The sequence below is a fragment of the Pseudoduganella albidiflava genome (assembly GCF_004322755.1).
Taxonomy (GTDB): Bacteria; Pseudomonadota; Gammaproteobacteria; order Burkholderiales; family Burkholderiaceae_D; genus Rugamonas; species Rugamonas albidiflava.
In genome coordinates this window covers 7,183,648-7,204,272 of sequence record NZ_CP036401.1, presented here as the reverse complement: position 1 = coordinate 7,204,272, position 20,625 = coordinate 7,183,648, and the positions used below count along the sequence as shown (strand labels likewise).

Below are 20,625 nucleotides of genomic sequence, written 5' to 3'. Positions count from 1 at the left end.
TCCATCAGCGTGTAGCATGGCGATCATGGACTCCTTTCCTTCCTCCTGCGATGCGATCGTCGTCGGCAGCGGCCCCGGCGGTGCCAGCGTGGCGCGCACGCTGGCCGCGGCAGGCGCGCGCGTGCTGGTCCTCGAACGGGGCGGCGCCGCGCCCGTGGCGGGCACGCTCACGCAGATGGCGGCCATGGCGGCGATTCCCGGCAAGGGCGCGTTCTTCCACCGCGATGCCTCGCTGCTGGTGCGCGGCGTCACGGCGGGCGGCAGTTCCACCATCAACTTCGCCACCGCGGCATCGCCGCCGGCATCGCTGGCACGCCTGGGGATCGACCTGGCCGACGATGAACGCGCGTTGCGCGCCGAACTGCCGCTGGGTCCCCTGCCCGACGAGCTGATCGGGCCGATGGCGCAGCGCATCATGGCGGCCGCGCGCGACGCCGGCCTGGGCTGGCACAAGCTGGACAAGATGATCCGCCCGGCGATCTGCCGTACCGGCTGCTGGCGCTGCGTGTACGGCTGCCCGTTCGGCGCCAAGTGGACGGCGCGCGATTTCCTCGACGAAGCCTGCCGCCACGGCGCGCGGCTGGTGGCCGATGCGCGGGTGGAAAGGGTGATCATGGAAGGTGGCCGCGCTGCGGGCGTGGAAGTCACGGCAGGCGGTGCCGTGCACACGGTGCGCGCGCCTGTCGTGGTGCTGGCCGCCGGCGGCATCGGCAGCCCGCGCCTGCTGTACCAGTCGGGCCTGGCGCCGGCAACCGTGCCGTTCTTCAGCGACCCGGTGGTGGCGGTGATGGGCAGCGTGGACGATCTCGACGGCGGCGCCGAAGTCCCGATGGCGGCCGGCCTGGCACTGCCGGACGAGGGGATATCGTTCGCCGACCTGGCCTTGCCGCAGCCGATGTACGGCGCCTTCGCCGCGCAGGTGGGCCGCTTCGACCGGCTGGGCGCGCACCGCCGCACTTTATCGATCATGGTGAAGATCGCCGACGAAGCCGGTGGCGCCGTGGGACCGCGCTGGGTGGACAAGACGCTGACGACGGCGGACAAGGCGAAGCTGCGCCGCGGCGTGGACATCGCCCGCGGCATCCTGCGGCAGGCCGGCGCGAAGCACGTCTTCGACAGCCATCACTTCGCCGCGCACCCGGGCGGCACCGCGCCGGTCGGCACCGTGGTCGACACCGGCCTGCAAACCCGCACGCCGGGCCTGTATGTGTGCGACGCCGCCGTGCTGCCGGCGCCCTGGGGCTTGCCGCCCACGCTCACCCTCCTGTGCCTGGGCCGGCGGCTGGGCCGGCAGCTGGCCGCAGCCGCCACGGAGCGGCCAGCCGCCTGAGGCATCGGTGCACCCGGGGCGCCATATTTTTGCTTCGGCAAGCACGCACCCGCACTACAATGCGCTTTTCCAATTGCCATTGCGACAATGCGCCCATTCTCCATGAGACTGAAAGCCCGCCAGCTGCCGCCGTGGACGCTCGCGGTCGCCGGGCCGCTGATGTTCGGATCGCTGGACGTGGCGGCCGTGCTGACCGAAACGCCCGAGCGGCTTTCGCTGCACACCTTTACCGGCTGGTTCGCGATCGGGCTGCTGAAGCTGCTCGGGATGCCGGTGGCCACGCACGCCTTCGGCCTGTACGTGGCAAGCAAGTGCGCGGTGGTCGGCCTGTGCGCGGCCCTGGCGTACGGCGCCTGCACCACGCCCCTGCCGCACCGGCGCCGCCTGTTCCTGGGCGCCCAGCTGGCCTGCGCACTGGCGATGGATTCGCTGGTCTTCAACATGCTCGTGGCGGCCCAGCTGGCGATGCTGCTGCCGGCGCGCACCGGCTTGCGCTGGCTTGCCGCGCAATACCTGCTCGGCGTTGCCGCCGATACCACGCTGCTCCTGTCGGCCAGCTTGCCGCCGGGGCGCGTGGTGCCCATGCTGGCCTACCTGTCGGCGGAACGGCTGCTGATCGGCGCGGCGTTCTTCGTGGGCAGCCTGGTGCTGCGCGAGCGCCGCTCACGCCTCGCGCTGGCCGCCGCCCATGCCCAGGTGCTGGCCACGCAGACGCTGCTGGGCGAAACGGTGCGCGGCGCCGAGCGCCTGCGCATCGCGCGCGACCTGCACGATACCCTGGGCCATCACCTGACGGCGCTGAACCTGCATCTCGACCTGGCCGTGCGCCAGGCCGGCGGCACCGCGCCCGCGGCGCTGGGTACCGCGCATGCGCTCGGCAAGGACCTGCTGGCCGAGGTGCGCGGCGTGGTCACCCATGCGCGCCAGGACCGTCCGATCGATCTCGCCGAGGCGCTGCGCGTGATGTGCGCCGGGCTGCCGGCGCTGCGGACTGAATTGCACATCGATGCGCGGGCGGCCCGCCACCCGCCGCACGTGGCCCACGCACTGTTCTGCTGCATCCAGGAAGCGGTGACGAACACGCTGCGCCATGCGCAGGCGACAGCGCTGACGATCCAGCTCGACACCAGCGCGGGCACCACCGTCGCGCGCGTCACCGACGATGGCCTCGGCACGCCGGCGATCGCCGAAGGCAATGGCTTGCGCGGCATGCGCGAGCGGCTGACGGACATGGGTGGCGAGTTGCGCATCGCCGGCGGGATGCCGCGCGGACTGGCCCTCGAGATGCGCCTGCCGGGGGTGCCGGCATGATCCGCGTGGCGCTGGTGGACGACCAGACGCTGGTGCGCAGCGGCATCCGCGGTTTGCTGGACCTGACCGACGATATCCGCGTGGTGGCCGAAGCGGCCGACGGTATCGACGCCGGGCGCGTGCTGGCGCAGACGGCGGTGGACGTGCTGCTGCTCGACGTGCGCATGCCCGGCCGCGGCGGCGTGGAACTGCTGCGCGAGTCCGAAAGCCTGCCGCCGACGATCATGCTGACCACCTTCGACGACGACGATGCGCTGTTCGATGCGATGCGCGCGGGCGCGCGCGGCTTCCTGCTCAAGGATATTTCACTGGAACGGCTGGCCGACGGCATCCGTGCCGTGGTGGCGGGCGAGACCCTGTTCCGTCCCGCGCTGACGGAACGCACGCGTGCCTCGTTCCGTCGCAACGGCGAGCCCGCCGCGGCCAGCCTGGCCACCCTGACCGGCCGCGAAACGGAAGTGCTGGCATTGATGGCCGGCGGCCTCTCCAATGCCGAAATCGCGGCCAGCCTGGGCTGCGGCGAAGGCACCGTGAAGAATCACGTCTCGAGCATCCTCGCCAAGCTGGGCGTGCGCGACCGCGTGCGCGCGGTGCTGCGGGGCATCGAGCTGGAACTGATCTGAGACGGCGTTCAGAAATCGAAGCGCAGCCCCAGGTTCAGCCCGTTGTGTCGCATGTAGGCGGTCGATGTCCTGACCTTGCCGTAAGAAGCCAGCTCCGCCACGCCAATGACGTGCGGCGTGAAACGGTACTCGATGCCGACGCTGCCCATGGCCCGGATATTGTGTTCCTTTTCCTCGCGCCCGCCGGGCATGTCGACCTCCAGGTAATTGCGGGCGACACCGCCCTTCAGGTACCAGCCGAACCGGTCGTTGATCGGGAAAGTGGCCTTGGCGGCCAGGTACGCGGCGCCGGAACGTGCCGACGATTCGCCACCGGTGGTGGCGTAGTCGGCGTCCGACAGCCGCGCGTAACCCGCCTCCAGCGCCCACGTGTCGGTAAAGCGCCAGCCGCCATACATGGTAACGGGTCCGGCCTTTTCAGTCGGCTCGAGCACGGTGCCGGAAGCTTCGCGCCATTGCTGCGTGCCGCGCTTGCCGAGCGAGATGCCGGCATACGACTGGGCGAAGGCGGTCGATGCGGAAAGCGCCGATACGATGGAAATCAGCGCTGCGACGGTCAGGGTCGATCGTTTCATGGTGTCCTTTCACTGGCGTGGGGCCGGACAGTCCGGCCGCATCGCTGCGCAGTGTAGGAAACGGGAACGATTGCCGCATGTGCCGGTCGGCATGGTGCGGGACCATGACTTTCGGCACTGGCGCGCCGCTTGTTTGCCGCCGCTTGTTTGCCGCCGCTTATTTGCCGCTCATGTACCGCTCATGGGCGGGGCAGCAGATCGATATCGGGCAGGTGCGCCGCCACGTCTTCCACCGTGGCATGGCCGGTCAGCGCGGCCACGATCACGCCCAGCGGCTCGGCCCAGATCTCGGGCAGGTCGCGCTCCTCGCGCGCCAGCACGGGAAACGCCAGCCGCTCAACGGGAGGGGTGAAGCGGGCATCGACGCCTTCCTTGTTGCCGCGCGCATCGATGCGGTACCAGCCGTGCTCCGGCAGCCAGACGGCGTTCAGGCCGTGCAGGCAGAACGGCGGCCCTTCGGTGCCGACCGCGAGGCGCTGGTAGCACAGGCCGGCCGGGATGCCGTTCGCGCGCAGCAGCGCGGCCAGCAGGTGGCTCTTGGCGTAGCAATAGCCGGTGCCGTGCGCCAGTACGTCCGAGGCGCGGCAGGTGACCGGATTCTGGCGATAGTCCCAACTGTGGCGGATCTCGTCGCGCACGAACTCGAAGCAGCGGCGCACCGTGTCGCCGATGCCGGTACTCCCTTGCGCCAGCGCGTCGGCCCGCTCCTTGACGCGCGGGTGGTCGAAGTCGATCCATTCCGATGCGGCGAGATAGGCTTCCATCGGCAAGCCTCCCATCAATAATGCGGCGGCCGCTCGTTGACGGGCGCCTGGGTGGTGTCGCGCGTGCGCATGTGCTCGATCAGCCGGGCCACCATGGCTTCCAGCTGGTCGATCTGCTTTTGCTGCTCATAGATGCGCGCGTTCAGCGATTCGACCAGGTCTTCCTGGTGCGCCAGCTTGATCTCGATGTCGACGAAGCGTGCCTCTTGTTCTTCTTGCGGGTTCACGTGATTTCCTTTGGTTTCGAAGTGGCCAGCAATTCCTTCATGCGGGCCAGGCGTTCGCGCGGCGAGATCACCTCGGTTTCCTTCGGCGGCGCATCGCCCACGTCCAGCTGCATCTCGGCGATGAAGCGGGAAACGTCGCAGTGTACCTGCTCGCCGGCGCGTTTCCGCTTCTTGCACCAGGTCAGCTGCAGCGTGCGCTGCGCACGCGTGATGCCCACGTACATCAGCCGGCGTTCTTCCTCGATGCGCTGGGCCAGCGTTTCGACCGGCGCATCCGGATCGCCCTTGTGCGGCAGGATGCCTTCTTCCACGCCGACCAGGAACACGTGCGGATACTCCAGGCCTTTCGACGCGTGCAGGGTGGACATGCGGATCGCATCCGGGTCTTCGTCCTTCCCCTCGAGCATCGACATCAGCGCCACCATCTGCGTCAGCTCCAGCACGTTCTTTTCCTCGCCGTCGCGGTCCTTGCCGCCGCGGCCCCGCTCCTTCAGCCAGCCGATGAAGTCCAGCACGTTCTGCCACTTGCCCTGCGCGGCGCGCTCTTCCAGCGTGTCGTACAGGTAGTGCTCGTAGTGGATCGCTTCCATCATGTCGTCCAGCACCTGGGCGGCGTTGTCGCCGCTGCCGGCCTGGCCCGGGCGGCTGGCGCGCGATTCCAGGTCGTTGATGAAATTGCAGAAGTCGCGCAGTGGCTGCAGCTGGCGGTCGGTCAGCTTCGCTTCGATGCCGCCCTTGAACACGGCTTCGAACAGCGAGCATTGCCACTGGCCGGAAAAGGCGCCCAGCACTTCCAGCGTGGACTGGCCGATGCCGCGGCGCGGCGTCGTCACGGCGCGGATGAAGGCGGGGTCGTCGTCCTGGTTGGCCAGCAGGCGCAGGTAGGCGATGATGTCCTTGATCTCGGCCTTGTCGAAGAAGCTCTGGCCGCCGGAGATCGTGTACGGAATGCGCTGGTTGCGCAGCGCCTGCTCGATGATGCGGGCCTGGTGGTTGCCGCGGTACAGGATCGCGTAATCGGACCACTTGTTGCGGCGCTCGAAGTGGTCGGCCGAGATCATGATCGCCACCTGGTCGGCTTCCTGTTCGTCGTTGGCCATCGCGTGCACCTTGATCGGCTCGCCCAGGCCGTGCTCGGACCACAGCGCCTTCTCGAACAGCTTCGGGTTGTTCGAGATGACGGCGTTGGCCGCCTGCAGGATGCGCGTGGTGGAGCGGTAGTTCTGTTCCAGCTTGATCAGCCGCAGATCGGGGAAATCGACCTGCAGGTTGGCCAGGTTTTCCACCGAGGCGCCGCGCCAGGCGTAGATCGCCTGGTCGTCGTCGCCCACCGCGGTAAACATGGGCTTCTTGCCGATCCCCGTCACCATCAGCTTCAGCAGCTCGTACTGGCAGGTGTTGGTGTCCTGGTATTCGTCGACCAGCAGGTAGCGCAGGCGGCGCTGCCATTTGTCGCGCACCGGGTCGTTGTCGCGGAACAGTTCCACCGGCAGGCGGATCAGGTCATCGAAGTCGACCGCCTGGTAGGCCGACAGCGTGCTCACGTAGCTGGCGTAGATGCGCGCCGACTGCGCCTCGTCCTCGTCCTTGGCGTTGCGGATCGCCAGCTCCGGCGTGACCAGGCCGTTCTTCCACAGCGAGATGTCGTTCTGGATGCGGCGGATCAGCTGCTTGTCGGTGGTGATGGCCAGGTCCTGCACCAGCGAATAGCAATCGTCGCTGTCCATGATGGAAAAGCGGTCCTTCAGGCCCAGGTGGTTGGCTTCCTGCCGCAGGATCTTCACGCCCAGCGAATGGAAGGTCGACACCGTGAGCTGCTTGGCCTGCTTCGGCTGCTTCAGCAGCTTGGCCACGCGCTCCTGCATTTCCAGCGCGGCCTTGTTGGTGAATGTGAGGGCGGCGATGGTGCGGGGATCGTAGCCCCGCTCCTCGATCATGTAGGTGATCTTTTGCGTGATCACGCGCGTCTTGCCCGAGCCGGCGCCGGCCAGCACGAGGGCCGGTCCGTCGAGGTACAGCACGGCTTCGCTTTGCGGCCCGTTCAGGCCGAATCTGGGTGCATTGGACATGTTGAAAGAAGATCTAAGGCGAGGTTGAAAACGCGGATAAGGCAGGCACAGCCGGACACGCAGCCGGCCATTCTACCGCCTCGGCATTGATATTTCCCGCTTTGGAGGAATATAGTGGCATTCGGCTCACGACTTTTTTGCCACGCTATGAAATTCGAACATTTGATAGAAATCAATGATCCGCTGAATCCGCTGATCGATATCCTCACCCACGATCAGGTCTGGCGCGGGCTCGTGCTGCGCGCCGAATCGCCCAAGCTGTTCGTGCCGCACCTGGACGAGGTGCGCATCGGCGAGCGCACGAACAATGGCTTCAAGCGCACCCAGCGCTATGGCGACCTGGTGATCGAGGATACGGTGGTGCTGGAATACCCGAACCTGATCCGCTACGAAGTGGCGCCGCAGGGCGAGATCAGCAAGTCGAGCCTGACGATGACGATCGAGTCGCATGGCCAGGACCGCCTGTTCGTGCGCTTCGAGTACGAAGATGCGCACAACGCCCGCGAGGACGAGGAAAACGCCATGTTCGACGAATTCCGCCGCTCGGCCTACCAGGAATCGGATATCGACACGATCCGCGTGCTGCGCGAACTGGCCGAGGATGGCCGGCTGGATGCGACGCTGAACTGATCGATGCCACGCCAGCGTGGTCGGTCACCGGTTCGCCGGCCGTGAAGTCGACGGCACGCTAGGGAACCGCAATAAATCAGCGCTTCCTAGGGCAGTGCCGCCCTGCCCCACACCTGGTCCATCCGGATGCTGCCATCGACCTGCTCGGCGCTGAGCACGTCGCGAATGCCGGACAGCTCGCCGCGGGTATCGCGCTGCAGGAACACGTCGAGCGGCGCGCCGCGCGGGCCGATGAACGACTGCACGTACGGTGTCGTCGAATTCAGGCCGCGGCGCGATACCACGCCCACTTCGCCATTGAGCAGCCGCACGAAGGTGCCGACCGGATAAATCCCCAGTTCGCGGATCAGCACGGCCCCCAGCTGGGCATCCAGCGCGTGCCGCGCATCGAGCAGGATGTCGCGTAGCGCCGCGTTCGGCAGCATCGGCTTGCGGAACGGCCGGTCCGACACGCGCGCGCAATAGCGGTCGGCCAGCGCGATCAGCTTGGCCGGGAAGGCGATCGCGTCGCCGACCAGCGCGCGCGGATAGCCGCTGCCATTTTCGTTTTCATGGTGCGACAGCACGCAGTCGAGCCAGAGCGGGTCGCTCACGCCGGCCTGGCGCAGCAGCGCCACGCCCTGTTCCGGGTGGCTGCGCACCAGCGCCTTTTCCTCGGTGGACAGCACGCAGCGGTCGTCCTGCAGGCGCAGCATTCCCACGTTCATCGTCAGCGCGGCCAGCGACATCGACTGCGTTTCCTCAGCCGGCCGCTTGACCGCGCGGGCCAGGATCTGCGCCACCACGGCCGTGTCGATGCAATGCCGGACCGCGTAGGGGGCGGCGCGCTGGTTATGCAGGATGCAGGCGGCAGCCACCTCGGGGTTGATCTCGACGGCTTCCTCGACGAGCAGCGCCACCTGTTCCAGCTCGGCCTGCACGCCGCCGCCGCCGGCCGCGATGCGGTGCAGCAGCGGTTCCAGTTCCGCGACCGCGTGGTTCAGCAGGCGCAGCACCGACGGCGGCTCGACACTGGCGGCGCGCGCCTTCACGCTGGCCACGCAGGGCGAGGCATCGTCGACATAGCCGCGCTGGACGATGCTGTCGGCCTGCGCCTCGGACGATGGCGTGAAGCCCTTGCGCACGAGCAGTGCGCCATTTTCGCCAAACACATCCCAGGCCAGCCGCTCGCCCGGACGGATGTCATCGCTGGTTAATCGCCGTATCGTCATGATGCCCCCAAAATATTGCCTGCGCGTATGACTCTAGATTGCCCATCACGCGACAGCTTTGCTTTCTATCAATAGTCTATAGCAGCAAGGTAAGACACCGGCGATTGCTTTTGGGGAAAATCAAACGGCGTTGCTTTTTAGTTCAGCTAAATCCGGCCACGGATCGGCCATGGATTCCGGCCACTCATGTGCCCGGCGTGCAGTCCGGGCAGGGTTGCGGCGGCTCCGGCGGCGGGTGCTTCAGGGCCTCGGCCAGGTCGCGCAGCGCGGTGCGCAGCCCTTCTTCCACCACGGGATGATAGAACGGCATGTCGAGCATGGCGGCCACCGTCAGCCCGGCCTGCACGGACCAGGCCAGCAGGTGGCCGATGTGTTCGGCGCGCGGACCGATCATCTCGGCGCCCAGGAAGCGGCCGCTGCCGTATTCCCCGTACACCCGCAGCATGCCGCGGTTCTGCAGCATCACGCGGCTGCGGCCCTGGTTGTTGAACGACACTTCACCGACGGCAAAGCGCCCCTCGTGGCTCTGGGCCAGCGCGCGCCAGCCGGCGCCGGGGGTGGCGATCTGCGGCTCGGTGAACGCGATCGCCAGCGGCGTGCGGCGCAGGCCGGGCTGCACGTCGGGATAAAGCGCGGCATTGTGCCCGGCGATTTTTCCCTGGTCGGCCGCTTCCGGCAACAGCGGCAGTTCGTCGTTGGCGTCGCCGGCGATGAAGATCGGGCTGGTACCGCACTGCATCGTGGTGTGGTTGTACAGCGGCACGCCGCGGCGGTCGCGCTCGATGCCGGCGAGATCCAGGCGCAGCGCCTGCACGTTCGGCGCACGGCCGATCGCCACCAGCACATAGTCGTAGTGCTCGCGCAGTTCGTTGCCGGCGGCGTCGCGCGTGACCAGCGCGAGTTGTTCGCCATCCGGCTGCACCGAAACCACCTGGGCCTGGAAGCGCACGTCGAGCTCCTGCTTCAGCACGGTCGTGGCCTCGGCCAGCACGGCCGGGTCGCTCAGCTGGGCAATGCTGTTGCCGCGTGCGTACAGCGCCACGCGCACGCCCAGCCGGTGCAGCGCCTGCCCCAGTTCCAGCCCGATCACGCCGGTGCCGATGACGGCCACCGAGCCCGGCAGGTCGGTCCACTCGAACACGGCGTCGCTGTGGATCACGCGGGGCCCGGCGCGCGCCCATTCCTCGGGCACGATCGGCGCCGACCCGGTGGCGATGACGATCCGTTCGGCATGCACCTCGGTATGGTCGTCCACCAGCAGGCGGTCGGGCGCCGCGAAACGGGCGTAGCCGCGGATCCTGTCGGCGGCCGGCAAGCCCTCGATATTGTCGACGACAAAGCCGGTGAAGCGGTCGCGTTCGCGGCGCACGCGGTGCATCACGGCCGCGCCGTCGATGCGCACGGTACCGGCATGCACGCCGAAGCCGGGGGCCGCCTGCAAGGCATGCGCGGCCTCGGCCGCCGAGATCAGCAGCTTGCTCGGCATGCAGCCCACGCGCGCGCACGTGGTGCCATACGGGCCGCCTTCGATCAGCACCGCGTGCTTGCCGGCTGCGCGCGCGGCGCGGTAGGCGGACAGGCCGGCGGTGCCGGCCCCGATCACCGCCACATCGCAACGAATCGTGTTCATGGTTCCTCCAGGAATTCTGACGGCATCGTACACCAGGAACCCGGCAAGCCAGCGGAGGAAACTGCTTCGGGCGGCGCGCCGCACCGCGTGAACTGCTCAGATATCGACCGGATCCACTTCCAGCGACCATTTCACGCGCGACTTCATGTCCCGCAGGCGCGCCATCCATTCTTTCAGGAAGGCTTGCAATGCCGGGCGCGACGGCGACTCCGCCAGCAACTGCGCGCGGTCCACGTTGTACACCCGCGTCATGCTCATCGGGATCGGATCGTTGAGCGTAATGCCTTGGGCAATGTCCTCGCCCTGCATGCAGTCGCGCGCGGCCTGCAGGAACTCCAGCGCCTTCGCCAGTTCCGGCGCCTCGGCCCGCAGCATGGCCTGGTACAGGTAGGGCGGCAGGCCGGCCTGCTCGCGCTCGGCCAGCAGCGCGCCGGCGAAACGGTCGTAGTCGTGCCTGACCAGGGCGGCATACAGCGGATGTTCGGGATAGCGCGTCTGCACCAGGACTTCGCTGGCGCTGCCGCCTTCGGCCTGCGCGGTGCGGCCGGCGCGGCCGGCCACCTGCATCAGCTGCGCGAACAGCCGCTCGCTGGCGCGGTAATCCTGCGAGAACAGCGCCGTGTCCGGGTTCAGGATGCCGACCAGCGTCAGCTTCTTGAAGTCGTGGCCCTTGGCGACCATCTGCGTGCCGATGAGGATATCGACGTCGCCCCGGTGCACGGTGTCGAACGCTTCCTGCGCACTGCCCTTGCGGCGCGTGGAATCGGCATCGATGCGCAGGATGCGCGCCTCGGGAAACCATTCGCGCAGGTTTTCCTCGATGCGCTGGGTGCCGCGGCCCAGCGGCTGCAGGTCGATGTTGCCGCAGGTGGGGCAATGGCGCGGAATGCGCATTTCCAGGCTGCAGTGGTGGCAACGCAGCTTGAACTCACCCTTGTGCAGCACCATGAATGCCGTGCAGCGCTGGCAATCGCTGACCCAGCCGCAGGAATCGCAGCAGATCACGGGGGCATAGCCGCGCCGGTTCAGGAACAGCAGCGATTGCTCGCCCCGTTCCAGGCGCTGGCGCAGGGCCGCCTTCAGCTGCATCGTCACGCCGCCATCGGGCTTGTCGTGCTCCATGTTGATGAGCTTGACGGCGGGCAGCACCGCCTGCTTCACGGCGCGTTCGCGCAGTTCGAGCTTGCGGTAGCGCTTCGACTGCGCGTGATGCCAGCTTTCCAGCGATGGCGTGGCCGAGCCCAGCACGACAGGAATCTTCAATTGCCACGCGCGCCACACGGCCAGGTCGCGCGCCGAATAGCGCAAGCCTTCCTGCTGCTTGTACGACGGATCGTGTTCCTCGTCGATCACGATCAGCCGCAGGTGCGGCAGCGAGGCCAGGATCGCCAGCCGCGTGCCGAGCACGATGCGGGCCTGGCCCTGGTGTGCGGCCAGCCAGTGCAGCATGCGCTCGCCTTCGGCAAGGCTGCTGTGCAGCGTGGCCACCATCACGCCGGGGAAGCGGGCACGGATGTTCGATTCCAGTTGCGGCGTGAGGTTGATCTCGGGCACCAGCACGAGGATCTGCGCATGTTCGTCGCGCGCCAGCACCTGGGCGCAGGCCTGCAGGTACACCTCGGTCTTGCCGCTGCCTGTCACGCCGTACAGCAGCATCGGTGCGAACCCCTCGGCGCCGCCGATCGCATCGGCCGCGCGTTGCTGTTCAGGATTGAGTTCCGGCATGCCGACCGGCGCGGGATCATGCCCGATGGCCGTCTTCGCCAGCTTCTTGATCGCGCGGTCCAGCGCCACGGTGGTCGGCAGCCGCAGGTTTTTCGGCACGCCCGGCAGCGCCACCTCGCCCAGCGGGCGCTGGTAATACTCGGCGGCGAAACCGGCCAGCGCCAGCCACTGCGCCGGCAGCGGCGCCAGTTGCAGGCGCACCGCCAGCGCATCCTTGAGCTTTTCCTCGGGCACGTCGGTGTCGTCGGCCACGCCAACGATGATGCCGACCACTTCGCGCCTGCCGAACGGCACCAGCGCCAGGTGGCCGACTTGCGGCCGCTCCGTGGCCGCGCATGGCCAGCGGTAGTCGAAGACCGCGTGCAGCGGCGTATCGAGCGCAATCCGGAGTATGCAATGCGACATCAGATTACCCGTGAACTATCCACAAATTCTGGGGATAACTTTGTGGACATTGGACCCGTAATTCCCGGAAACCCGCGTTATCCAGCCAATGATGAAGCACGGAAACGCCAAATTTCACAATTTTTTTCTTTTAAAATCATGGAGTTATAAATAGCCTCCGAGAGCGGCCGTTTTGCGCGATTTTTTAATCTTGCTGTGCATAAGTCACCTCTGCTCAACCGCCTGATCGGTTGGAAACGGGGTGCATGAAGCACACGGAACCGGCTATTTTACCAAGCGAGCTCGACGATGGCGAGCCCGCTTGCGCGTTCTTTCCTTGCCCAAAATTCGTGCAACTCCCCAAAATGAAGCATAAGTCGCGGTTTACTAAGCGCTTTTGCCTTTTTTCCACAGTTTTTGTGGATAACTTTGTGGAGAATGCCGCGACAACATTTGCCGGACCCGGGGATAAGGTTTACTTATCGCAAAGAACACTAACTTCCATGCTGGATTTTATCCTGTCAAATCAAGAGCTTGGATTTTTTGCTGCGATTAAACTTTCCTAGCTGCCTTTTACTTTGGCAGCCAGAAAAATTGTGCATAAGTCGGGTTTGCCTTTGTGCCGGCGGCCTCGCCAAGCGCCGAAACGCGGCGCGCGGCGACGGAGTGAAGCGTTTCCACTCTCGCCGCCGCCGGACCTGCCAGGAATTACGCCCCGAAACGGAGCTTGCGGCTGTGCGAATGCACCGTGTCGACCATCACCGCCACCGATTCCGGCGGGGTAAACTGGGAAATACCGTGGCCCAGGTTGAAGACGTGGCCGGTGGTATGGGGACCGTAGGCGTCCAGCACGCGGCGCACTTCGGCCTGGATCTGCTCCGCGCCGGCAAACAGGATGGCCGGATCGAGGTTGCCCTGCAGCGCCACCTTGTCGCCCACCGCCGCGCGCACCTTGGCGAGGTTGGCCGTCCAGTCCAGGCCGATCGCATCGGCGCCGATCGCGGCGATCTCTTCGGCCCAGTGCGCGCCGCCCTTGGTGAACACGATGGCGGGAATGCGCGCGCCGTCATGCTCGCGCTTCAGCTGCGCCACCACGCGCTGCATGTAGTGCAGCGAAAACTGCTGATAAGCCCCGTCGGCCAGCGCGCCGCCCCACGAATCGAAGATCATCACCGCCTGGGCGCCCGCCTCGATCTGGGCGTTCAGGTACTCGGCCACCGCGCGCGCGTTGATGTCCAGGATGTGGTGCATCAGGTCCGGCCGGCTGTACAGCATTTTCTTGATGGTATGGAACTCGCGCGAACCCTGCCCTTCGACCATGTAGCAGGCCAGCGTCCATGGGCTGCCGGAAAAGCCGATCAGCGGCACCCGGCCGTTCAGCGTGGTACGGATTTGCGTGACCGCCTTGAACACGTAGTCCAGCGAGCCCGCTTCGGGCAGGCGCAGCGCCTGCACGTCCGCCTCGGTCTTCAGGGGGCGTTCGAATTTCGGGCCTTCGCCTTCGACGAAATGCAGGCCCAGGCCCATCGCATCGGGCACCGTCAGGATGTCGGAAAACAGGATGGCCGCATCGAGCTCGTAGCGGTCGATCGGCTGCAGCGTGACTTCGGTGGCCAGGTCCGGATTCGTGGCCAGCCCCATGAACGAGCCCGCCTTTTCGCGCGTGGCCTTGTATTCCGGCAAGTAGCGGCCCGCCTGGCGCATCAGCCACACAGGCGTGTAGTCGGTCGGCTGGCGCAGCAGCGCACGCAGGAAGGTGTCGTTCTGGAGCGGGGCGAATTGTGGCATGGATGGCAATGAAAGGCGGGACGAAAGAAGGTATTATCGCATCCCCCCGTTCTTTTCACCCGTCCCGGAAATGACCGCCCTGACCTCCTTGCAAACCGCTTCCTTCGGTACCTGGCCTTCGCCGATTTCCGCCGCCATGGTTGCCGCCGGCGCCACGCCGCTGTCGTCGCTGGCGATCGCCGGCACGGATGTTTTCTGGCTGGCCGGGCGCGCCAGCGAAGGCGGCCGCAACACGCTGCTGCGTCTCGCCGGCGCGCGGGTGGATGAGCTGACGCCGCTGCCGCTGAACGTGCGCAGCCGCGTGCACGAATATGGCGGCGGCGCCTTTGCCGTCGATGGCGGCACCGTGTTCTTTTCCCATGCTGGCGACAACCGGCTGTACCGCAAGGAAGACGGCAAGGATGCGGTACCCTTCACGGCAGAGGGCCGGCAGCGCTTCGCCGATTTCATCGTCGACCGTGCGCGCCGGCGGCTGGTGGCGGTGCGCGAGCAGCATCCGGACGATCCGGCGTCGCATGCCCAGCCGGAAAACACGCTGTGCGCGGTGGCTTTCGACGGCACCGAAACCGTGCTGGCACGGGGCCACGATTTTTACTCGTCGCCCCGCCTGTCGCCGGACGGCCGGCAACTGGCCTGGCTGACTTGGGACCATCCGCGCATGCCGTGGCAAGGCACCGAGCTGTGGCGGGCCGACATCGCGGCCGACGGCACCCTGGCGGCGCCGGTACTGGTCGCGGGCGGCCCGGAAGAAGCCATCTGCCAGCCCGAGTGGTCGCCGGACGGGCGGCTGTACTTTGTTTCCGATCGCAGCGGCTGGTGGAACCTGTACCGTGATGGCGACGGGATCGAAGCGATCTGCCCGCTGGAAGCGGAATTCGCCGGCCCGCACTGGACCTTCGGCAATGCCATGTACGGCTTTCTTTCCGCCAGCGAAATCGCCTGCACCTATATCGAGCAAGGCATCAGCCGGCTGGCCCGGCTGGTGATCGGCAGCGCCAGGCTGGAACCGATCGCCAACCCGTACCAGGAAATCCGCGAGCTGCGCACCGGCGACGGCTGCATCGTGCTGCTGGGCGGCAGCCCGACCATCCCGGCCGAGATCGCGCGCATCGACCTGGGGAACGGCGCCGGCAGCGGCGAACCGCAAGTACTGGCCAGGTCGATCGACACGCTGCCGGAGCTCGGCTACCTGTCCGTCCCGGAAAGCGTCAGCTACCCCAGCGCGAACGGCCGCACCGCCTACGCGTTCTTCTATCCGCCGAAGAATCGCGACGTGCAGGCGCCGGCCGGTGAAAAACCGCCGGTGATCGTGACCGGCCACGGTGGCCCGACCGGCATGGCGGCCAGCACGCTGAAGCTGGCCACCCAGTTCTGGACCAGCCGCGGCTTCGGCGTGCTGGACGTGAACTATGGCGGCAGCACCGGCTTCGGCCGCGCCTACCGCGACTTGCTGAAGGGGCAATGGGGCGTGGTCGACGTGGAGGACTGCGTGGCCGGCGCGCGCTGGCTCGTCGAACAGGGCCGCGCCGATGGCGCGCGGCTGATCATCCGCGGCAGCAGCGCCGGCGGCTATACCACGCTGAGCGCGCTGGCATTCCACGACGTGTTCAAGCTGGGCGCCAGCTATTACGGCGTGGCCGACCTGCAGGGCCTGGACGACGATTCGCACAAGTTCGAATCGCACTACAACGAATACCTGATCGCCCCGCAGCCGCAGGCGCAGCAGGTGTACCTGGAGCGCTCGCCCAGCCACCATGTCGACAAGCTCGATTGCCCGATGATCTTCTTCCAGGGCCTGGACGACAAGGTGGTGCCGCCGCCGCAGTCGGAGAACATGGTGAAGGCGCTGCGCCAGCGCGGCGTGCCGGTCGCCTACCTGGAACTGGAAGGCGAAGGGCACGGTTTCAGGAAAGGCGAGTCGATCGTGCGCACCCTGGAAGCGGAGCTGTATTTCTACCAGCGCATGTTCGGACTGCACGATGCCACCGCACCGGCACCGGTAGCCATCGATAACCTGGATGGTGCGGCATGAGCGACAAGACGTTGCAAGACCCATCATTGCAGGACCAGTCATTGCAGGACCAGTCATTGCAGGACCAGTCATTGCAGGATCGATCCTTGCAGGATCAGTTCGGCGCGCTGCACCCGAACGAGAAAACGGTACTGGCGCTGCTGGCCCTGGTGGGCGAGCCGATGGGCAAGTCGGCGGTCCATGAGCACATCGTCAAGATCGGACTGCGCGACGACGGCGGCGCGGCTTGTGACAAGCCGCGAAGCGACGAGATCCTGGCGCACCTGGAACGCCTGGCCTTCATCAGTCTCGTCGTCGGCCGCGGCTACCTCTGCAATGCGAAACTGCGCTGGCCGGCGATCCGTGCCGCCATCAGTGCCCACATGCTCGGGGACATCTGCACCGCCTACGAAGCCGTGACCCCGATGCGGCGCAGCTGGGATGGCACGCCGGAACCGCGCAGCTACCGGCACGGCGTGGCACGGCTGCGCATGGCGCTGCTGCGCGGCCAGCCGCCGCAGGACGTGGCGCCCTTGCTGGCCGCCTGCCTGCGCTCCTACGAAGCGGCCCAGCTGCATCCGATCGTCGACATTTTCGCGCGCCCGTTCGAGGCCGGCATGCTGCTGCTGGTGCACCCGTCGATGCAGGACGATATCCTGATGCTGCTGCTCCAGCATGCGCAGCGCGAACCGGCACTGGCGCCGCTCGTGCGCGGCGCCGCCGAGCGTCACTTCGAACGCCGGCACAAGGCTGGCGACGACGTGTCGGGGGCGTTGCGGCTGGCGCTGGGCGAGGATGCGATCCTGTCCGGTAACCTGCCGCAGGCGGTCGTGTATCTGGAAGCGGTACAAAGCCCGCAGGCGCTGTTCCATGCCAGCGCGCTGATGCTGCTGCGCGGCCATGTGGCCGAGGCCGCCACCGGCTTCGAAGGCGCGCTGAAATCGATCCGCCGTGAAACGGGCAAGCGCAAGCTGGTGTTCTCGGGGTTTGGCGGCTACCTGTACGTGCTGGCGCTGCTGCGTGCCGGCGATGCCAAAGCGCTGAAGACGGCCGAGAGCTACCTCGAACTGGCCGTGCACGCGCAGCAAAACCCCGACAGCAATACCTACAGCATGCTGTCGATGCTGCGCCAGGTGCGCGCCGGCACGCTGCAGGCCGAGGTGGTGCTGGCCCGCGCCTGGGACACGCCGCTGCAGGCGCAGCTGTTCCAGGCGCTGGTGTACTGGTGGCTCGGCCTGCCGCAACTGGAAAAACGCCGCGCCGAATTGCAGGACCTGGCGCAGAACGCCGGTGCCGCGGGCTACCTCCTCATTGCCGCGCAGGCGGAAAGCCTGCTGGGGCACCTGGGCGACGAAGCGGCCGAAGCGCGCGCCAACGACATGCTGGCGACGCTGGGCCTGCCGGACATGGCTAGCTGGTTCGAGCGGCAGGAAGGCTGGCAGCGCCAGCTCGACGCGCTGATCAACCTGCACCAGGCCGCGCCGGCGGCGGCGAGCGAGACACGCCTGGCGTGGATGATCAACTGGAGTGACCGGTTCGGCATCGCCGAGCTGGAACCACGCGAACAGAAGCGCAATGCCAAGGGACAGTGGAGCAACGGCCGGCCGATCGCGTTGAAGCGGCTCTCCGAGGATGCCGCGGAGCTGGAGTTCCTGACGCCCCAGGATATCCGCCTCAGCACGCACATCGCCCCGTCCCGGCAGGCGTATTCGTCCGGCCTGCGCTACGACATCGATCCGGACGAAGCAGCGCCGGCACTGGTCGGCCATCCGCTGGTGTTCTGGATGGATGCGCCGGAAACCCGCGTCGAAATCGCCGGCGGCGAGCCGGAACTGCTGGTGCAGGAACGCAAGGGCAAGCTACACCTGTCGCTGCACCCGGGTTTGTCCGGCGCCGACCGCGTGGTGACGTTGCGCGAAGCGCCGAACCGCATCCGCGTGGTCACCATCAACGACGAGCACCGCCGCATCGCCGCCATCGTCGGCGACGGCCTGACGGTGCCGCTGCACGCGAAGGACCAGGTATTGAAGGCGATCGGCACGGTGGCCACCAGCGTCACCGTGCAGTCCGATATCGGCGGCGGCAACGCCGGTGCCGGCGCCGTCGATCCGGATATCCGCCTGCACGTGCACCTGCTGCCCTACCAGCAAGGCTTGCGCATGCAGGTGCAGGTGCGCCCGCTGCCGGATGCGGGGCCGTATTACGCGCCTGGTGCGGGTGCGGAGACGGTGATCACGGACGTGGGTGGCAAGCAGGTGCAGGTGCGCCGCAACCTCGCGGGCGAGCGCGATGCCGAGCGCCAGCTGGTGCTGCGCTGTTCGGCGCTGGAAGGGGCTGAACAGGAACACGGCGAATGGCTGATTGGCCAGCCTGCGCTGTGCCTGCAATTGTTGACGGAACTGCAGGAACTGGGACCCGAGCGGGTGGTGGTGGGCTGGCCTGAGGGAGAAAAATTCAGGGTCACCCCGGCCGTGCACACCAAGCAGCTGAAGCTGTCGATCAAGAGCAGGAAGGACTGGTTCGCCGTCAGCGGCCAGTTGCAGGTGGACGAAGAGCGCGTGATGGACCTGCGCTCGCTGCTCGACCTGATCCGCGCCGGCAAGAGCCGTTTCATCGAATTGAAGGACCGGCAATTCCTGGCCCTGTCGGAAGAGCTGTACCGGCGCCTGTCGGAACTCGATGCCTATGGCGAGGACGACGATGCCGGCGCGAAGGTCCACCAGCTGGCCGCCTTCGTGCTGGAAGAACTGGCCGGCGAAGTGGGCGGCCTGGAAGCGGACCGGCTGTGGCGCGAGCATGTCGCCCGCATCGCCGCCCAGGCGGAATACCAGCCGCAGCTGCCGTCCACCCTGCAGGCCGAGTTGCGCGACTACCAGCGCGAAGGCTTCGAATGGCTGGCCCGGCTGGCCCACTGGGGCGTGGGCGCCTGCCTGGCCGACGACATGGGCCTGGGCAAGACCGTGCAGGCGCTGGCCCTGCTGCTGCTGCGCGCCCCGCGAGGTCCGGCGCTGGTGGTGGCCCCCACCTCGGTGTGCCTGAACTGGGTCAGCGAAGCGGCGCGCTTCGCGCCGACGCTGAACGTGAAGGTGTTCGGCAGCGGCGACCGGGCCGAAATGATCGACAGCGCCGGCCCGTTCGACCTGGTGATCGCCAGCTATGGCCTGCTGCAGCTGGAATCCGAGCGCTTCACCAAACCGCGTTGGCACACCATCGTGCTCGACGAGGCGCAGGCCATCAAGAACGCGGCGACCAAGCGCTCGCAAGCGGTGATGGCGCTGTCGGGCGACTTCCGCATGGCCTGCACCGGCACACCGCTGGAAAACCACCTGGGCGAGCTGTGGAACCTGTTCCGCTTCATCAACCCGGGCCTGCTGGGATCGCTGGACCAGTTCAACCTGCGCTTTGCCGGGCCGATCGAGCGCCAGCAGGACCGCAAGGCCGAAGTGGGCGCGCGCAACCGGCTGCGCCGGCTGATCGGGCCATTCATCCTGCGCCGTACCAAGGCACAGGTGCTGGCGGAACTGCCGGCGCGCACCGAGATCGTGCTGGAAGTGGACCTGTCGGTGGAAGAAACCGCGCTGTACGAATCGCTGCGCCGCGAGGCGCTGGACAAGCTGGCGTCCATCGATGCGCCGGCGGACAAGAAGTCGATCCAGATCCTGGCCGAGATCATGAAGCTGCGGCGCGCCTGCTGCAATCCGAACCTGGTGGCGCCCGAACTGAAGCTCGACAGCAGCAAGCTGGCCGCGTTCGCCGAGCTGCTGGCCAGCCTGCTGGAAAACCGGCACAAGGTGCTCGTGTTCAGCCAGTTCGTCGACCACCTGGCGCTGATCCGCGCGCACCTCGACCGCAACGGCATCCCGTACCAGTACCTGGACGGTTCGACACCGCCGGCGGCGCGCAAGGCGCGCGTGGATGCGTTCCAGGCCGGCGACGGCGACGTGTTCCTGATCAGCCTGAAGGCGGGCGGGGTGGGCATCAACCTGACGGCGGCCGACTACGTGATCCACATGGACCCATGGTGGAATCCGGCGGTGGAAGACCAGGCCTCCGACCGCGCGCACCGGATGGGCCAGCAGCGCCCCGTGACGATCTACCGGCTGGTGGCGCGGCATACGATCGAGGAAGGCATCGTCGACCTGCATGCGCACAAGCGCGAGCTGGCCGACAGCCTGCTGGACGGCAGCGAGATGGCCGCGCGCATGAAGGCCGAGGACATGCTGGCGATGCTCGAGGAGGGGTTGCGGCGCTGACGTTTTCCGGAATTTTTCCTGAAGCTAACGGGACGCTGCCGCCCCGCCGCCTTCGCTATGATGACTGCAATCACCAATGCACTCAGGAGCACAT

Annotated in this window: 15 protein-coding genes; 7 read left to right on the top strand and 8 right to left on the bottom strand. The window is 67.1% G+C overall.

Annotated features, from left to right (window positions below; translation table 11 throughout):
* Positions 1–25 precede the first annotated feature (25 nt).
* The 3 genes from EYF70_RS30025 to EYF70_RS30015 all read left to right on the top strand — a co-directional run bounded on the left by EYF70_RS30025 (position 26) and on the right by EYF70_RS30015 (position 3,264).
* A complete protein-coding gene (locus tag EYF70_RS30025; protein ID WP_131148652.1) occupies positions 26–1,330 on the top strand; it encodes a GMC family oxidoreductase N-terminal domain-containing protein in 1,305 nt (434 codons plus the stop codon).
* Positions 1,331–1,432: 102 nt separating this feature from the next.
* Positions 1,433–2,641, top strand: a complete 1,209-nt coding sequence (locus EYF70_RS30020; RefSeq protein WP_165497820.1) for a sensor histidine kinase — start codon at positions 1,433–1,435, stop codon at positions 2,639–2,641.
* Positions 2,638–3,264: a response regulator gene (locus tag EYF70_RS30015; protein ID WP_131148650.1), complete on the top strand. Its 627-nt coding sequence runs from the start codon at positions 2,638–2,640 to the stop codon at positions 3,262–3,264. Before EYF70_RS30020 ends, EYF70_RS30015 begins: the two co-directional genes overlap by 4 nt.
* An 8-nt stretch (positions 3,265–3,272) precedes the next feature.
* On the opposite strand, the gene EYF70_RS30010 is transcribed toward EYF70_RS30015, so the two are convergent.
* The 4 genes from EYF70_RS30010 to EYF70_RS29995 all read right to left on the bottom strand — a co-directional run bounded on the left by EYF70_RS30010 (position 3,273) and on the right by EYF70_RS29995 (position 6,899).
* Positions 3,273–3,839, bottom strand: coding sequence for an outer membrane beta-barrel protein (locus tag EYF70_RS30010; RefSeq protein WP_131148649.1), 567 nt, complete (start codon positions 3,837–3,839; stop codon positions 3,273–3,275).
* 179 nt (positions 3,840–4,018) lie between these two features.
* Entirely contained in the window at positions 4,019–4,603 is a 585-nt protein-coding gene (locus EYF70_RS30005) for a transglutaminase-like domain-containing protein (protein WP_131148648.1), read from the bottom strand.
* Between the two features lie 14 nt (positions 4,604–4,617).
* The gene (locus EYF70_RS30000) at positions 4,618–4,830 is read right to left on the bottom strand and encodes a SlyX family protein (protein ID WP_131148647.1); all 213 of its coding nucleotides are present in this window, start codon (positions 4,828–4,830) and stop codon (positions 4,618–4,620) included.
* Positions 4,827–6,899, bottom strand: a complete 2,073-nt coding sequence (locus tag EYF70_RS29995) for a UvrD-helicase domain-containing protein (protein WP_131148646.1) — start codon at positions 6,897–6,899, stop codon at positions 4,827–4,829. Before EYF70_RS29995 ends, EYF70_RS30000 begins: the two co-directional genes overlap by 4 nt.
* A 147-nt stretch (positions 6,900–7,046) precedes the next feature.
* On the opposite strand from EYF70_RS29995, the gene EYF70_RS29990 reads away from it, so the two are divergent.
* Positions 7,047–7,529, top strand: a complete 483-nt coding sequence (locus EYF70_RS29990) for an SRPBCC family protein (RefSeq protein WP_131148645.1) — start codon at positions 7,047–7,049, stop codon at positions 7,527–7,529.
* Between the two features lie 86 nt (positions 7,530–7,615).
* On the opposite strand, the gene EYF70_RS29985 is transcribed toward EYF70_RS29990, so the two are convergent.
* The 3 genes from EYF70_RS29985 to EYF70_RS29975 form a co-directional block, all read right to left on the bottom strand.
* A complete protein-coding gene (locus EYF70_RS29985) occupies positions 7,616–8,740 on the bottom strand; it encodes an HD-GYP domain-containing protein (RefSeq protein ID WP_131148644.1) in 1,125 nt (374 codons plus the stop codon).
* 184 nt (positions 8,741–8,924) lie between these two features.
* Positions 8,925–10,370, bottom strand: coding sequence for a dihydrolipoyl dehydrogenase (locus EYF70_RS29980; RefSeq protein WP_131148643.1), 1,446 nt, complete (start codon positions 10,368–10,370; stop codon positions 8,925–8,927).
* Positions 10,371–10,466: 96 nt separating this feature from the next.
* On the bottom strand, positions 10,467–12,500 hold the full coding sequence (locus tag EYF70_RS29975; protein ID WP_131148642.1) for a primosomal protein N': 2,034 nt from the start codon (positions 12,498–12,500) through the stop codon (positions 10,467–10,469).
* Between the two features lie 245 nt (positions 12,501–12,745).
* On the opposite strand from EYF70_RS29975, the gene EYF70_RS29970 reads away from it, so the two are divergent.
* Positions 12,746–13,045, top strand: a complete 300-nt coding sequence (locus EYF70_RS29970) for a hypothetical protein (RefSeq protein WP_131148641.1) — start codon at positions 12,746–12,748, stop codon at positions 13,043–13,045.
* Positions 13,046–13,187: 142 nt separating this feature from the next.
* Here the strand turns inward: EYF70_RS29970 and hemE are convergent, their stop codons facing one another.
* Positions 13,188–14,267: a uroporphyrinogen decarboxylase gene (gene hemE, locus EYF70_RS29965; protein ID WP_131148640.1), complete on the bottom strand. Its 1,080-nt coding sequence runs from the start codon at positions 14,265–14,267 to the stop codon at positions 13,188–13,190.
* Between the two features lie 70 nt (positions 14,268–14,337).
* On the opposite strand from hemE, the gene EYF70_RS29960 reads away from it, so the two are divergent.
* The gene (locus tag EYF70_RS29960) at positions 14,338–16,299 is read left to right on the top strand and encodes a S9 family peptidase (RefSeq protein ID WP_131148639.1); all 1,962 of its coding nucleotides are present in this window, start codon (positions 14,338–14,340) and stop codon (positions 16,297–16,299) included.
* Positions 16,300–16,385: 86 nt separating this feature from the next.
* Complete coding sequence (locus tag EYF70_RS29955; protein ID WP_229420623.1) at positions 16,386–20,531, top strand: SNF2-related protein; 4,146 nt, start codon at positions 16,386–16,388, stop codon at positions 20,529–20,531.
* Positions 20,532–20,625 lie beyond the last annotated feature (94 nt).

Coding starts and splice junctions, on each gene's coding strand:
- EYF70_RS30005 (WP_131148648.1), bottom strand. CDS start 4,603: ATGGAAGCCTATCTCGCCGCATCGGAATGGATCGACTTCGACCACCCG.
- EYF70_RS30015 (WP_131148650.1), top strand. CDS start 2,638: ATGATCCGCGTGGCGCTGGTGGACGACCAGACGCTGGTGCGCAGCGGC.
- EYF70_RS29995 (WP_131148646.1), bottom strand. CDS start 6,899: ATGTCCAATGCACCCAGATTCGGCCTGAACGGGCCGCAAAGCGAAGCC.
- EYF70_RS29980 (WP_131148643.1), bottom strand. CDS start 10,370: ATGAACACGATTCGTTGCGATGTGGCGGTGATCGGGGCCGGCACCGCC.
- EYF70_RS30010 (WP_131148649.1), bottom strand. CDS start 3,839: ATGAAACGATCGACCCTGACCGTCGCAGCGCTGATTTCCATCGTATCG.
- EYF70_RS30020 (WP_165497820.1), top strand. CDS start 1,433: ATGAGACTGAAAGCCCGCCAGCTGCCGCCGTGGACGCTCGCGGTCGCC.
- EYF70_RS29970 (WP_131148641.1), top strand. CDS start 12,746: ATGAAGCACACGGAACCGGCTATTTTACCAAGCGAGCTCGACGATGGC.
- EYF70_RS29960 (WP_131148639.1), top strand. CDS start 14,338: ATGACCGCCCTGACCTCCTTGCAAACCGCTTCCTTCGGTACCTGGCCT.
- EYF70_RS30025 (WP_131148652.1), top strand. CDS start 26: ATGGACTCCTTTCCTTCCTCCTGCGATGCGATCGTCGTCGGCAGCGGC.
- hemE (WP_131148640.1), bottom strand. CDS start 14,267: ATGCCACAATTCGCCCCGCTCCAGAACGACACCTTCCTGCGTGCGCTG.
- EYF70_RS29990 (WP_131148645.1), top strand. CDS start 7,047: ATGAAATTCGAACATTTGATAGAAATCAATGATCCGCTGAATCCGCTG.
- EYF70_RS29975 (WP_131148642.1), bottom strand. CDS start 12,500: ATGTCGCATTGCATACTCCGGATTGCGCTCGATACGCCGCTGCACGCG.
- EYF70_RS29985 (WP_131148644.1), bottom strand. CDS start 8,740: ATGACGATACGGCGATTAACCAGCGATGACATCCGTCCGGGCGAGCGG.